This is a genomic window from Novosphingobium sp. (genome assembly GCF_031424035.1).
Taxonomy (GTDB): Bacteria; Pseudomonadota; Alphaproteobacteria; order Sphingomonadales; family Sphingomonadaceae; genus Novosphingobium.
Map to the genome: position 1 here is coordinate 1 of NZ_JANPGP010000034.1, position 12974 is coordinate 12974.

Consider the following 12974-nt stretch of genomic DNA (forward strand, 5'->3'; position numbering starts at 1 on the left):
CCTCCAGAACGAACCGCTCGCCGCCGCCCAGCTGCGCGCGCCGCTCTATGAGGACAAGGTCGTCGACTTCCTGTTCGACAAGGCCGAAGTCACCGAACGCACCGTGACCAAGGACGAGCTGCAGGCCGCCATCGAAGCCGAAGACGCCGCTCCGGCCCCGGCCAAGGGCACCAAGAAGGCTCCGGCCAAGAAGGCTGCAAAGGCTGAAGAGGCTGCTCCCGCCGAGGAAAAGGCTGCGGAAAAGCCTGCCAAGGCGAAGAAGGAAGCCGCTCCCAAGGCTGAGAAGGCTGCAGACGAAAAGCCGGCCGCCGAAAAGAAGGCTCCGGCCAAGAAGGCCGCCGCGAAGAAGTAATTCGCGCGGCGCTTTTTGAGCGACAGACAATGGGGGCGGGCAAGCGATTGCCCGCCCCTCTTGCGTTTGGGGCGGGTTGGCGAATTATTGAGAGAAAAGCGGACTTTCCGGACACGACCCGATTGCGGACATTGGCAATACGGTGGGCGCGGGCGCTACGAGGAGGCAGCTCCGATCACATTCGGCTCCGGCAGACCTGCGGCTTCACAGCTGCCACGATAGAAGGCGAGAGCCATTCCGGCGTCCATCACGAACAGGACACCCCCTTCTGCGTCGAGATCCAGGTTGGCCCCGTAAATAACGAAAGAAACGTCGGTAATTTCGGTATTTGTCGCCGGGAAGTGAAGGGTGTGTATCGAGCCCGCCGGTTCATAAAGGTAAGAGCCTGCGGTGTTGATTTCCGGATATTCAAGATACCGCCACGAGCCCGTATGCGTAAAAGCAAAAACCTGCCCAGTATGTTTGTGACGCGCCAGTGTCGCGCCGGGCTCGGCGCGTAATCGAACCACGAAAAAGCCGCCTTCAATATCGGCCTGAATTAGTTGAACGGTAACGCCCTCCTGCAATGGCACGAAGGGCAAGTCGTTTTCACCGCGATGAAGCGCCGCTGGTACTGACAAAGTCATTTGGCTGCTCTCCCCCGCACCGCAAGCGCAATGAAGAGCAGGTAAGCCGACGCGGTGCAATCGTTTAAGTGCTATCCCACCAATGTCCGTTTCCCCGCAGGTCTGGGGCTCTGAAGTATTTCTGGGAGTCCCTACGCGATATGATAGACTCGGTGTTGATCAGTACGGTGGGCGATTGGGTCGTCGCTTGGACAGCGAGGAGGATTCTAAGTGACGCTGATAAGAACCTGCAAGCTAGCGGTGATGGCGGGAGCTATGTTCTGCAATATCAGTCCGTCTTGGGCTTCCGAAGCTAGCGACTTAGACGCGATAGTGCATCGATGGGCTGCAGACATGAATGCCGGGAATATGAACGCATTCTATAAGGCGTGTGCGCCGCGAGTTGCGATAGTCGACGGCTTCCCGCCCTACGCTTGGCACACGTGTCAGGGCTGGATGAGAGATTATGAAGCTAACAACCTAAGAATAAAGGCCGCGCGGGGAACACTTTTGATCGGCAATCCGCTTTGGACTGACGTCCAAGGAGATCGTGCGGTGCTCAACTATTCCGCGACTTTTACGGACATTCAGGACGGCAAACCCATTTCTTACAAAGGTATGTGGGCGGTTTCGCTTATCCGCACGAAGAAAGGGTGGTTGATCACGGGCTCGGGGTCTGCGTGGGGAGCTGACTAGCTCAGTCAAACGGCTTGGTCGAGTTAGCGAACCGACGCGAGCACCATGCCCATGCGCAACTTTGTCATCTCGGTTCACCGATTGCTGCAAGTCTGCTTCCCACAACATTCCGGCCCATCATGCTCGCGTGGTAGCGTCTCACAAGCAGTCAATCTCCAAGCGCCGCAGTGCAACCCAGCCACCCTGCCTCAACGTCAGCCTGACCAGCGACAAAGGCACCAACACTAAACCGACTTCTCCGCCCGCTCGGTATCGGCAGCGATGATCTGTTCCATTGCGGTCTGCATGACGGCGTAGAATGACGCGAGGCTGGCGATGCGTTCGCTGGCCGGGCCATCGGCCGATCTTGCGCCGCGCGTTTCCATCAGGCGGCTCAGCGCGCCGAGCGAAGCGGTTCGGTGCAGGAAAGGCGTGCCGAAATCCTCGCGCGCGACATAGAGCACGCGCTTGCTGCCGCGTTCGCCCACCCGCCGGATGTGGCCCTTGTCCTCAAGCATCTTGGCGGCCTTGCAGGCGTTGCTCTTGCTGATTTCGAGCGCCTCGGCGATCTCGTCCAAGCTTGCCGCGTGGTTCTGGAACAGCAAGTAGGCATAAACCTGCGCGCCGTTGGCGGGCATGTTCCAGCCGGCCAACAGCGTGACGAATTCGTCGATGAAGCGGCGTTGGTCGTCAGACAGCATGATTGACAATATTTCTCATTTCAGAAATATACAGAATATGAGACGGGAATCAAGCGCCGGATTCGTCATAGCGCAGCGCCCAAAGTCTCTCGGATAAAAACAATTTGGGAAATCACAAATGTCCAGCCTGCCTGAAACCGCCGCCCCCGTTCTTCCCGAAGGCATGCTCTATGTCGATGGTGTAATTCGCCGCGCCGAGCATGGCCGGACATACGACAACATCGGTCCATGGACCGGGCAGTCGGTAGGGGTCGCCGCCGATGCCTCGGCCGCCGATGTCGAACAGGCGATTGCCGCCGCCCGCCGCGCGTTCGACACGACGGACTGGTCAACCAACCATGAAAAGCGCTTCGCTCTGGTGAAGAAGCTTTATGACCTGTTCGAAGCCAACAAGGACCGGCTGGTCGCCATCGCCCGGCATGAAGTCGGCGCGCCGCTGGTCGCGGTAAACCGCGCGCAGGTGGCCAATTGCCTCAACAGCTGGCGCGACCTGATGGAGGTCTTCCCGCAAGTGAAGTGGGAAAAGGATTTCGGCGTGAAGGCGACCGCGTTCGGCACTAGCCAGCGCACCGCGCACTATGAAGCGATCGGCGTTGCCGCCGCGATCACGCCGTGGAATTTCCCGCTTTATGTGAACGCGGAAAAGGTGGTTTCGGCGCTGCTGGCGGGTTGCACCGTGATCCTCAAGCCGGCGCCCGATACGCCGCTTGCGGGCGCTATCTTTGGCGAACTGGCAGCGGAAGCCGGTTTCCCGGAGGGTGTGCTCAACGTGATCACTGCCAGCGATCCGGCAGAAGCGGGCGAGATGCTCGTCACCGATCCCCGTGTAGACCTGATCACGTTCACCGGATCGACCGCGATCGGCAAGCACATCATGCGGCAAGGCGCGGAGACGATGAAGCGTCAGTTCCTCGAACTCGGCGGCAAGTCGGTCAACATCGTGCTCGATGACGAGCCCAATTTCGCCCGAGTCGTCGCCTCGTCGATACTGGTCTTCCACGCCGGCCAGGGCTGCGCAGTCCAGTCGCGCCTGCTGGTGCCCCGCGCCCGCTATGAGGAAGCCAAACAGATCCTGAAGGCCGCTTACGATGGCTTTGCCGACAAGTGGGGCCACTTCGACGAACCCACCTGTGCCATGGGTCCGGTCGTGTCGAAAAAGCAGATGGAGCGGGTGAAGGCCTACATCGACCTTGGCGTTGAGGAAGGCGCGACCCTGCTCAGCGGCGGCAATCTTCGTCCGGACAAGGGCACCGGCTGGTTCATCGAGCCGACCTGCTTTGTCGATGTCACCAATGACATGCGCATTGCCCAGGAGGAGATTTTCGGACCCGTGCTAGTCGTCATTCCATTCGAGGACGACGAGGACGCGATCCGCATCGCCAACGACAGCGTTTATGGTCTGTCAGGCGGCGTCTGGTCGGGCGAACTCCAGCGCGGCATCGACGTGGCCAAGCAGGTGCGGACCGGAACCATCGGCATCAATGGCGGCACGCCGATCAACGGCGACCTGCCGTTCGGAGGCTACAAGCAGAGCGGCATCGGCCGCGCCTGGGGTGTGGAAGGGATCGAGGAATACCTCGAGACCAAGGTCATGGCCTATCCGGTTTGATGACCTGCGCGGCTCGGTCTCATGGCCGGGCCGTGACTGCTTACCGAACCGTCAGCGCCCGCCTGATCAGCACGGCCATTTCATCGGCAATGTCCTCAAACTTGCTGTCGGCCATGCCAATGCGGATCATGCGGCCGATCCATTGCGGGGCGCCTGAGACGAGGGTGATGAAGGCGTCGGGACTGATCGGCGGTAGGTGGCCGGATTCGAAGTGGGGCCGCGCCCAGGCGAGGCCGCGCTGGATGCCGGCGTCGTATAGCTCGCGGTTTTCGCCGGCGTAATTCTCGATCCACTTGGCGCCGGTAATGTCTTTGATGAAGGCTGCCCCGCCGGGATTATCCTGTTGGTAGGCGAAGGAGGCGCGCATCGCCGCCTCAACCCCGTTCAGCGGGTCATCGTGGACGACCATGGCCGAGATCACCCGGTCCCAGAACTCGCCGCGCACTTCGGAAAACACGGCGAAGGCAATGTCTTCCTTGACCTTGAACTGGTGGAACAGCGCGCCGTTGGACACGCCGGATTCGCGGCAGATTTCCGCTACGGAAGTCTCGTCAAAGCCCTTTTCGGTAAAGAGCGGCCGCGCTGCGGCAATAATCCGCGCGCGTGTCAGCTCTGACTTTTTGTGCTTCATGGACAGGGGTTTATGCGACTTCAGCTGATCATGCAAAGGTTTGCATGTAAACTATGATGGGCCGAGTTTACGCCCGCGGTGCCTGCCGGCGATAGCTCAGCGCCTCGGCCACGTGGATGCGGCCGACGATATCGGCCCCGGCCAGATCGGCAATCGTCCGCGCCACGCGAAGCATGCGGGTGTAGCCGCGGGCGGAGAGGCGCATGGCTTCGGCGGCCTGGAGCAGCAGCTTGCGGCCGGGTTCGTCCGGCGTGGCGACCGCGTCGAGCGCTTCGCCGTTAAGCTCGGCATTGGTGCGCGCATGTGTCGCCTCGAACCGCGCGGTCTGGATGGCGCGGGCTGCGGCGACGCGGGCGGCGACTTCGGCGCTGCCCTCGGCCGGCGGGGGCAGGGCAAGGTCTGCGGCGGAGACGGGGTCAACATCGACGTGCAGGTCAATGCGGTCCAGCATCGGGCCGGACACCTTGCTCTGGTAATCGGCGGCGCATTTGGGCGCGCGGCTGCAACCCAGCGCCGGATCGCCAAGGTGGCCGCAGCGGCAGGGGTTCATCGCCGCGATCAGCTGGACGCGGGCGGGGAAGGTGACATGGGCATTGGCCCGCGCCACGCTGACCTCGCCCGTCTCAAGCGGCTGGCGCAGCGAATCGAGCACCGGGCGCTGGAATTCGGGCAGTTCATCAAGGAACAGCACGCCGAGGTGGGCCAGGCTGACCTCACCCGGGCGCACCTTCAGCCCGCCGCCGGTGAGCGCCGCCATCGAGGCCGAGTGGTGGGGCGAGCGGAACGGGCGGTTGCGGCTGATCCGCCCGTCCTCCAAGGTGCCGGCGACCGAGGCGACCATTGACACTTCCAGCGCCTCTGCCGGGGTCAGGTCTGGCAGGATGCCGGGCAGGCACGAGGCCATCAGCGACTTGCCGGCGCCGGGCGGGCCGACCATCAGCAGGTTGTGACCACCCGCGGCGGCAATCTCCAGCGCGCGCTTGGCGGTTTCCTGGCCTTTGACCTGGCGGAGATCCGGGCCATGGGTGCGGGGAAGCGCTTCTCCGGGTTGGGGCGGCGAGAGCACCTGAATGCCGCGCAGGTGGTTGAGCAGCGAGACGAGATCGGGCGCGGCGAGCACGGGCACGCCGCTCGCCCAGCCGGCCTCTGCCCCTTGCGCTGCCGGGCAGATCAGCCCCTTTTCCAGCCCGGATGCATGAATCGCTGCCAGCAGCACACCGGGCGAGGAAATGATCCGCCCATCCAGCGCCAGTTCGCCCACGGCGACGTATTCGGACGCCGTTTCCAGATCGACCACGCCCATTGCTGCGAGCAGCGCCAGCGCGATCGGCAGGTCGTAATGCGAGCCTTCCTTGGGCAGATCGGCGGGCGAGAGGTTCACCGTGATCCGCTTTGGTGGCAGCGACAGCCCCATCGACGAGAGCGCCGCGCTGACCCGCTGGCGGCTTTCGCCCACCGCCTTGTCCGGCAGGCCGACGACGTGGAAACCGACCATGCCCGGTGCGACCTGACACTGCACTTCGACGCTGCGCGCCTCAAGCCCGAGGTAGGCCACCGTCGATACCAGTGCGACCACGAATGCCCCTTCCGCATAAATCCCTAAGTCGTTGATGGAGGATGACTCTCCCCCTGTCGAGGGATTGCCGCAGGAATGGAGGCACTTACGGGAATGTCCTTGATTGGCGGCAAGCAAATCTTAACGATTTCCCGAAGGAAGCGGGTAAAGCCTGCGCGTGCACAAGGGCGGCACGATGCGCATTCCGTCCGTCCTTGCCCTTGTCCTTGTGCTCGCCGCCGCGCTGGCTGCACCGGCCCATGCCTCGCCTGCGCGTTACGAAGTGGTGAGCGAGGAAGTGACCGTTGAAGAGGTCGTGGTGGAGGAAGGCGGCTCCAGCCGCTTCGTCCAGTCACCGGCTGCCTCGGTCCCCACGGGCATTGCCCGCTTCGGCCCGTTCCGCGTCATCGACGCCAACCGCGCCGCGCTGGTCGACGTTACCGATGGCCGCAGTCCGGCGGCGTTCGCGGCGATGATGGTAGCCTTTCCCCAGATCACCGAGCTGCAGATGATCGAATGCCCGGGCACGCTGGATGACAGCGCCAACCTGCGGCTGGGGCGGATGATCCGCGCGAAGGGGGTGGCCACGCATGTCCCTTCGGGCGGGTCGGTTCGATCGGGTGCGGTCGAACTGTTTCTCGCCGGAAGCCGCCGGCTGGCCGATCCGGGCGCAGAGTTCGCGGTCCATGCATGGGAAGATGAAAACGGCCACCAGCCGGGCGATTTCGCCAAGGATGCGCCGGTCAACCTGGCCTATATCGCCTATTACCGCGAAATGGGCATGAGCCCGGTCGAGGCCCGTGCGTTCTATGATATGACCAATGCCGTGCCTAACCGCGACGCGCGCTGGCTCAATGCCTCGCAGATGGGCCAATGGATGAGGCTTGAAAATGACGTCGCCATAGCCCCTCGCGCGCTTGACTCAGGCCGGGTGCTTAGGTAGGGGCGCGGCTCCAAATTTAGGCCGGATGACGGCCACAGCATGATTCCAGAGGTTTTTGACATGAAGCGCACGTTCCAGCCCAGCCGCCTTGTCCGCGCCCGCCGCCACGGCTTCCGCGCCCGCACGTCGACCGTTGGTGGCCGCAACGTCCTGCGCGCCCGCCGCGCGCGTGGCCGCAAGAAGCTGTCTGCGTAAGCATTGCAATGAAACTGTCCGTCCTTTCGAGGCGGGCTGATTTTCTTGCTGCGAACCGGGGCCTGCGCATAGCACGTCCCGGTTTTGTTTTGCTCGCCCGCCCCAACGAGGCGGGCGCGATTCGTTTCGGCATCACCGTCACCAAGAAGATCGGCAACGCCGTGGTGCGCAACCGCATGAAGCGCCGCTTCCGCGAACTGCTGCGCGATGCGCTGCCGGTTGAGGGCCTGCCCGGCCACGATCACGTGCTGATCGGCCGCGAGGGCGGGGTGGAGCGGGACTTTGCGCTGCTACGCGCCGAACTCACCGCTGCACTCTCCCGCGCGTCGCAGGGCAAAGGTGATCCGCCGCGCAAGCCTCGGCCGCCGAAGCGGTGAAACTACGGGTTCGCGCAGAGAGCGCAAAGGCCGCAAAGATGTTGCTCTTGCGGCAAAGCCGCGCTCATATCGGGCACAATAGTGCAGGAGCGCCTTCGGCGAATTGAATTCCTTTGCGTTCTCTGCGAACTCTGCGCGAACCGAAATGAAACGCCTCCTCATCCTCATCGCGCGCGGCTGGCAGCTTGGCCCCAGCCGAGTGCTGCCGCCGACCTGCCGCTATTCGCCGTCGTGCTCGCAATACGCGATTGAGGCGCTGGAAAAGCACGGCGCGTTTCGGGGTGGATTGCTCGCCATCAAGCGTCTATTGCGCTGCCACCCCTGGGGGGGACACGGGCACGACCCTGTGCCTTGAAGGTCCGGGTGGTATGCCTATTTGAGGCAGATAAAGGGTTCTAGGGAAGCTTCGTGGAAAACCAGCGTAATCTCATCCTCGCGGTCGTGCTGTGCGCGCTGCTTCTCTTCGGCTGGGATTCAGCCATCAGCTATTTCTATCCGCACGCGAACAAGCCGGTGGTTGCTGCTGCCAGCCCGTCGCCGGCTGCTGCTGCCAATGGCGCCAAGCCGACGCGCGAAGGCGGATTGATGAACGAAGCTGACCGCGCCGCCGAAGTCCGCGACCTCAAGTCCGCGCTGGTCACACCGGGCCGCATCGCCATTGCCGCTCCCGGCCTGTCGGGTTCGATCAACCCCGCCGGCGCGCTGCTCGACGATCTCGTCACCTTGCGCCACAAGAATGTCGAACTGAACGGGCCAGAACGTATTTTCTCGCCCGTCGGCACTCCAGCTGAACATTACGCGCAGATTGGCTGGGATGGCCAGAACGTAGAGATCCCTGCGCCGAACACCCTGTGGACCGTGCCCGCCGGGGCCAAGCTGACGCCGGAAACGCCGGTCACGCTGACCTGGACCAATGCCGCCGGACTGGTGTTCGAGATCACTTACGCGATCGACAAGGACTACATGATCACCGCGAATGCAAAGGTTGCCAACCGCGGCACCGCGCCGGTGACCGTCACGCCATTCGCTCGCCTTGGCCGCACCAAGAAGACCGCCAGCCTCGATACCTGGAACATCCATTCGGGTCCGTTCGGCGCGTTCGACAGCAAGGTCTCGTTCGCGCCTAACTACGGCGACATCGACGAGCTTCCCGGGGCGGTTCAGGTCAATGAGGGCAAGACTGACTGGATCGGCTTTACCGACATCTACTGGATGTCGGCGCTGGTTCCCGGCAGCCCCACCGCGTCAAGCAATTACCGCGCAATCGGCGGTGATCTTTATCAAGCCAACCTGTTCTACCAGCCCGTCGCCGTGGCCCCCGGCCAGTCGGCGGGCACCAGCACGCGTCTGTTCGCCGGAGCCAAGGAAGGCGACGTGCTGTCGGCCTATGAGAAGACAGGCATCGCCAAGTTCAGTCTGGCGATTGACTGGGGCTGGTTCCGCTGGTTCGAAGAACCGATCTTCTGGCTGCTCAAGAAGCTGTTCAGCCTTTCCGGCAACTTCGGCATCGCCATCATCCTTCTCACGCTGATCGTGCGCGGCATCATGTTCCCGGTCGCCCAGCGCCAGTTCGCTTCGATGGCGGCGATGAAGGCGATCCAGCCAAAGATGAAGGCGCTGCAGGAACGCTTCAAGGATGACAAGCAGGCGCTTCAGCAGGAAACGATGAAGCTGTACAAGAGCGAAGGCGTCAACCCGCTCGGCGGCTGCCTGCCGATCTTCCTGCAGATCCCGATCTTCTTCGCGCTCTACAAGACGCTGACGCTCGCGGTTGAAATGCGTCATCAGCCGTTCGTGCTGTGGATCAAGGATCTGTCCGCGCCCGATCCGGCGCATATCCTAAACCTGTTCGGCGTGCTGCCGTTCACCGTTCCGGGTTTCCTTGGCATCGGCGTGCTGGCCGTGCTGCTGGGCGTGACGATGTGGTTGCAGTTCAAGCTCAACCCCTCGTCGCCCGATCCGGTGCAGCAGCAGGTGTTCGGCATCATGCCGTGGCTGATGATGTTTATCATGGCGCCGTTTGCCGCCGGCCTGCTGATCTACTGGATCACCTCGAACCTGCTGACCATTGGCCAGCAGAAGTACCTTTACGCCCGCCATCCGCAGATGAAGGCCATGGTCGACAAGGAACGCGCGGACGTGGCAGCGGCAAAGAAGCCCGCGAAGTGAGCGACGAAGACGACAACGCACTGGCGAACAGGGAGCTGATAAAGGAAGCCAGCCGGCTGTTCTCGGGCCGGGTGGAGTTCCTGCTCTCGGCCCCGTCGCTGCAATTCCTGCCCGATCCGACGGTGCCTGAAGTGGCCTTCTGCGGCCGTTCCAACGTGGGCAAAAGCTCGCTGCTCAACGCGCTGACGGGCCGCAAGTCGCTGGCGCGCACCTCGGTCACTCCGGGGCGCACGCAGGAGCTGAACTTCTTTGAAGTGGGCGAGCCGACCCAGTTCCGCCTTGTCGACATGCCCGGCTACGGCTTTGCCAAGGCACCGCCAGCCGTGGTGGAGAAATGGCGCCGCATGGTCCGCGATTTCCTGCGCGGGCGCGTGGTGCTGAAGCGCAATCTGGTGTTGATCGATTCGCGCCACGGGGTGAAGCCGGTCGATGTCGAGATGATGAAGATGCTCGATGAATCCGCAGTCGGATACCGTGTCGTGCTGACCAAGGCCGACAAGATCAAGGCTAGCGAGCTTGACGCCGTGCTCGTTTCCACCACGGCCGAGGCGCGCAAGCATTCCGCCGCCTATCCGGTGATTCACGTCACCAGCGCCGAAAAGGGCATGGGGATCGATGAACTGCGCGCTGCCGTTCTGGCCGACGCACGCTTGTAAATTCTACCTAACCATACGGTTAACCCCGTTGCAAACTTGTGGAAACTGTGGCGACTTGCCGCATCGGTCCTTGACGTAAGCGCGAATCGCAAAAACGCGACATCGTCGTCGGGGCCCAGCGACACACGGGGGATGTCGATGGGAGTCGTTGAATTCAGCCGGCGCGATTGCGCGCCCATGGAAATTGCTGTCGAGGGCGAGCATCCGCGCGCCGTGGTGTCTGACATCGCGCGCCGACCGCACCACTTCGAGCAGGTCATCACAGTTGCCAACGAAAAGGGCGGGGCGGGCAAGTCCACGCTGGCCGCGCATATCGCGGTGTCGCTCGCCTCTGCGGGCTACCGCGTGCTGGCTATCGACCTTGATCGCCGCCAGCGTTCGCTTTCGCGCTTCTTCGCCTCACGCGATGCCACGGCTCGGCGGCTCGGCGTGGGTCTGCCGATGGTGCGGCACGTGGTGCTGGGTCAGACCAGCGGCGCGATGCTGTTCCAGGAAATCGCCCGCGCCGGCCCCGATTGCCAGGTCGTGGTGATTGATGCGCCGGGCGCCGATTCGCCTATCGTGCGCCGCGCCATTGCCATGGCGGACAAGCTGGTGACGCCGGTGAACCTCTCGTTCGTCGATCTTGACCTGCTGGCTCACCTCAATCCGGTGACTCAGGACTACGTCTCGCCCGGCTGCTTTGCCGAGGCGGTGCAGGGACTGGCCGAAACCCGCGCCGAAATGGGCATGGCGGCGACCGACTGGATCGTCGTACCCAACCGCCTACGCGGCGGCACGGGCGGCAAGATGGGCGAAGCCTGCCGTGCCGCGCTCGAACGGATTTCGCCGCGCGTCGGGTTCCGGCTGGGTTCGGGAATGACCGAGCGTGCCGCGTTCCGCGACCTGCAATTGCTGGGACTGACCCAGCTTGACCTGCATCACATTCCGGACCTGCCGCGCGCGCATACGGTCGCCCGCAAGGAAATCCTGCGCCTGCATGGAGAACTGAATCTCCATGCCGCCGGGCAAGTCAGGGTGCGCAAGGCAGGGCTAGTCCCGGCCTGAACCGGTGGAGCCGCCGGTGGAGCCGCCGGTCAGGTGGCGAACAACTGGCCGATATCGGCAAATGCCTTGATCTCGACGGCGTTGCCCGAAGGATCGCGGAAAAACATCGTCGCCTGTTCGCCAACTTCGCCCTCGAAGCGCACGTAAGGTTCAATCGCGAACCCGACGGCGGCAGCACGCAGCCGCTCGGCCAGTTCGTGCCATTCGTCCATCGGCAGGACCAGCCCGAAGTGCGGCACCGGCACACCGTGCCCGTCGACCGGGTTGGCCCCGGCATCGGCAGAGCGTTCCCCGACGCAGTGTGCGACGAGTTGGTGCCCGCGGAAATCGAAGTCGATCCACTGGTCACTGCTGCGTCCCTCGCCGCAGCCCATCACGCCGCCCCAGAAGGCGCGGGCTTCGGCCAGATCGCGGACGGGGAAGGCGAGGTGGAACGGGGGCAGGCTCATGACGCAGAACTAACCGTTCAGCCTCGACACTGTCAAACTGAACGGCTACCCCGGTGCTATGAAGCTCATCATCGGTAACAAGAACTATTCGAGCTGGTCGCTGCGCGGCTGGCTGGCGGCGAAGCAATCGGGGCTGTCATTCGAGGAAATCGTCGTCCCCATCCACACCGACGACTGGTCCGAGCAGAAGAAAGCGATGGGCGAAGTTGCCCCCAGCCACGGCAAGGTCCCGGTGTTGTGGGACGGTGACGCCGTGGTGTGGGACAGTCTGGCGATCATCGATTACCTCGCCGACAAAGTCGGGCGCGACCGCTTCTGGCCCAAGGCTGACGATGCCCGCGCCATGGCCCGCTCCATGGTCGCGGAGATGCATTCCAGCTTTCAGGCGCTGCGTGTCCAGTGCCCGATGAACGTGCGGCGCCGCGTTGAAGGCGCCAAGCTCGATGATGCCGCCCGCGCCGATGTCGTCCGCGTGCTGACGCTCTGGGCCGAAGCGCGGGCGCGGTTCGGCAAGGGCGGGCCGTTCCTGTTCGGAACCTTTTGCGCCGCCGATATCTTCTATGCCCCGGTGGTCAGCCGCTTTATCACTTACGGCGTCGGCGTGCCCGGTTTCGCGCAGGTCTATATGGAGGCCGTTTGGGAGCACGAATGGCTCAAGGCCTGGGTCCACGCTGCCGAGGCGGAGGACTGGGTGATCGAACAGTACGAGGTTCCAGCGAAGTGACTTTCTCCAAGATGATCAAGCGCCTGTCCGCCATTCTTGCCGCCCTTTCGCTGGCCTGGGCACCCGCCGCCATGGCCTGGGGCGAATATGGCCATCACACCACCGGCTCGGTCGCCTGGGCGAATATCAAGCCCGAGACCAAGGCCGCGATCCGGCAATTGCTCAAGTCCGAAAAAGCGCTCGGCACGCCCAAGTGCCGGGTGCGCAGCATCGAGGAAGCCAGCTACTGGCCCGACTGCATCCGCAGCCTTGCCTGGCGCTATGCCTATACCTTCCCGTGGCATTA

General features: G+C 63.3%; 15 protein-coding genes and 1 pseudogene. 11 read left to right on the plus strand and 5 right to left on the minus strand.

The genetic code is table 11. The features are described from left to right. Positions 1-352: pseudogene (locus tag RMO89_RS04840) on the plus strand (trigger factor); the annotation flags it as partial. A 155-nt stretch (positions 353-507) separates the two neighbouring features. Here RMO89_RS04840 and RMO89_RS04845 read toward each other — a convergent pair. Then, a complete protein-coding gene (locus RMO89_RS04845; RefSeq protein ID WP_310531562.1) occupies positions 508-978 on the minus strand; it encodes a 2,4'-dihydroxyacetophenone dioxygenase family protein in 471 nt (156 codons plus the stop codon). An 899-nt stretch (positions 979-1877) separates the two neighbouring features. Next, positions 1878-2333, minus strand: a complete 456-nt coding sequence (locus RMO89_RS04850) for a helix-turn-helix domain-containing protein (protein WP_310531563.1) — start codon at positions 2331-2333, stop codon at positions 1878-1880. Between the two features lie 118 nt (positions 2334-2451). On the opposite strand from RMO89_RS04850, the gene RMO89_RS04855 reads away from it, so the two are divergent. Further along, a complete protein-coding gene (locus RMO89_RS04855) occupies positions 2452-3942 on the plus strand; it encodes an aldehyde dehydrogenase family protein (protein ID WP_310531564.1) in 1491 nt (496 codons plus the stop codon). 40 nt (positions 3943-3982) lie between these two features. On the opposite strand, the gene RMO89_RS04860 is transcribed toward RMO89_RS04855, so the two are convergent. Next, positions 3983-4573 carry a TetR/AcrR family transcriptional regulator gene (locus RMO89_RS04860; RefSeq protein ID WP_310531565.1) on the minus strand — a complete coding sequence of 197 codons (591 nt, stop codon included), beginning with the start codon at positions 4571-4573 and terminating at the stop codon, positions 3983-3985. Positions 4574-4640: 67 nt separating this feature from the next. Further along, complete coding sequence (locus RMO89_RS04865) at positions 4641-6149, minus strand: YifB family Mg chelatase-like AAA ATPase (protein WP_310531566.1); 1509 nt, start codon at positions 6147-6149, stop codon at positions 4641-4643. A gap of 175 nt (positions 6150-6324) precedes the next feature. Between RMO89_RS04865 and RMO89_RS04870 the strand changes: the two genes are divergently transcribed. The 7 genes from RMO89_RS04870 (at position 6325) to RMO89_RS04900 (ending at position 11515) form a co-directional block, all read left to right on the plus strand. After that, positions 6325-7071 (plus strand): alpha/beta hydrolase, encoded by a 747-nt coding sequence (locus RMO89_RS04870; protein WP_310531567.1) that lies wholly within the window; start codon positions 6325-6327, stop codon positions 7069-7071. Positions 7072-7131: 60 nt separating this feature from the next. Further along, positions 7132-7266, plus strand: coding sequence for a 50S ribosomal protein L34 (gene rpmH / locus RMO89_RS04875; protein WP_310531568.1), 135 nt, complete (start codon positions 7132-7134; stop codon positions 7264-7266). An 8-nt stretch (positions 7267-7274) separates the two neighbouring features. Further along, the gene (rnpA, locus tag RMO89_RS04880) at positions 7275-7643 is read left to right on the plus strand and encodes a ribonuclease P protein component (RefSeq protein WP_310531569.1); all 369 of its coding nucleotides are present in this window, start codon (positions 7275-7277) and stop codon (positions 7641-7643) included. A gap of 145 nt (positions 7644-7788) precedes the next feature. Continuing rightward, on the plus strand, positions 7789-7998 hold the full coding sequence (gene yidD, locus RMO89_RS04885) for a membrane protein insertion efficiency factor YidD (protein WP_310531570.1): 210 nt from the start codon (positions 7789-7791) through the stop codon (positions 7996-7998). Between the two features lie 53 nt (positions 7999-8051). Further along, positions 8052-9812: a membrane protein insertase YidC gene (gene yidC, locus RMO89_RS04890; protein WP_310531571.1), complete on the plus strand. Its 1761-nt coding sequence runs from the start codon at positions 8052-8054 to the stop codon at positions 9810-9812. Then, the gene (yihA, locus tag RMO89_RS04895) at positions 9809-10468 is read left to right on the plus strand and encodes a ribosome biogenesis GTP-binding protein YihA/YsxC (RefSeq protein ID WP_310531572.1); all 660 of its coding nucleotides are present in this window, start codon (positions 9809-9811) and stop codon (positions 10466-10468) included. The genes yidC and yihA overlap by 4 nt, the downstream gene beginning before the upstream one ends. A gap of 138 nt (positions 10469-10606) precedes the next feature. Next, on the plus strand, positions 10607-11515 hold the full coding sequence (locus RMO89_RS04900) for a division plane positioning ATPase MipZ (RefSeq protein WP_310531573.1): 909 nt from the start codon (positions 10607-10609) through the stop codon (positions 11513-11515). A 29-nt stretch (positions 11516-11544) separates the two neighbouring features. Here the strand turns inward: RMO89_RS04900 and RMO89_RS04905 are convergent, their stop codons facing one another. Beyond that, a complete protein-coding gene (locus RMO89_RS04905) occupies positions 11545-11964 on the minus strand; it encodes a VOC family protein (protein ID WP_310531574.1) in 420 nt (139 codons plus the stop codon). A gap of 58 nt (positions 11965-12022) precedes the next feature. On the opposite strand from RMO89_RS04905, the gene RMO89_RS04910 reads away from it, so the two are divergent. Together RMO89_RS04910 and RMO89_RS04915 are read left to right on the plus strand one after the other, a co-directional pair. Further along, a complete protein-coding gene (locus RMO89_RS04910; RefSeq protein WP_310531575.1) occupies positions 12023-12688 on the plus strand; it encodes a glutathione S-transferase family protein in 666 nt (221 codons plus the stop codon). After that, a partial coding sequence (locus RMO89_RS04915) for a S1/P1 nuclease (RefSeq protein WP_310531576.1) occupies positions 12685-12974 on the plus strand: 290 nt, incomplete at its 3' end. The genes RMO89_RS04910 and RMO89_RS04915, both read left to right, overlap by 4 nt.

What these genes read in the sequence shown, in the direction of transcription:
- RMO89_RS04845 (WP_310531562.1), bottom strand. Translation starts at nt 978, where the DNA reads ATGACTTTGTCAGTACCAGCGGCGCTTCATCGCGGTGAAAACGACTTG.
- RMO89_RS04910 (WP_310531575.1), top strand. Translation starts at nt 12,023, where the DNA reads ATGAAGCTCATCATCGGTAACAAGAACTATTCGAGCTGGTCGCTGCGC.
- RMO89_RS04855 (WP_310531564.1), top strand. Translation starts at nt 2,452, where the DNA reads ATGTCCAGCCTGCCTGAAACCGCCGCCCCCGTTCTTCCCGAAGGCATG.
- RMO89_RS04905 (WP_310531574.1), bottom strand. Translation starts at nt 11,964, where the DNA reads ATGAGCCTGCCCCCGTTCCACCTCGCCTTCCCCGTCCGCGATCTGGCC.
- RMO89_RS04850 (WP_310531563.1), bottom strand. Translation starts at nt 2,333, where the DNA reads ATGCTGTCTGACGACCAACGCCGCTTCATCGACGAATTCGTCACGCTG.
- rpmH (WP_310531568.1), top strand. Translation starts at nt 7,132, where the DNA reads ATGAAGCGCACGTTCCAGCCCAGCCGCCTTGTCCGCGCCCGCCGCCAC.
- yidD (WP_310531570.1), top strand. Translation starts at nt 7,789, where the DNA reads ATGAAACGCCTCCTCATCCTCATCGCGCGCGGCTGGCAGCTTGGCCCC.
- RMO89_RS04860 (WP_310531565.1), bottom strand. Translation starts at nt 4,573, where the DNA reads ATGAAGCACAAAAAGTCAGAGCTGACACGCGCGCGGATTATTGCCGCA.
- RMO89_RS04870 (WP_310531567.1), top strand. Translation starts at nt 6,325, where the DNA reads ATGCGCATTCCGTCCGTCCTTGCCCTTGTCCTTGTGCTCGCCGCCGCG.
- RMO89_RS04900 (WP_310531573.1), top strand. Translation starts at nt 10,607, where the DNA reads ATGGGAGTCGTTGAATTCAGCCGGCGCGATTGCGCGCCCATGGAAATT.
- rnpA (WP_310531569.1), top strand. Translation starts at nt 7,275, where the DNA reads ATGAAACTGTCCGTCCTTTCGAGGCGGGCTGATTTTCTTGCTGCGAAC.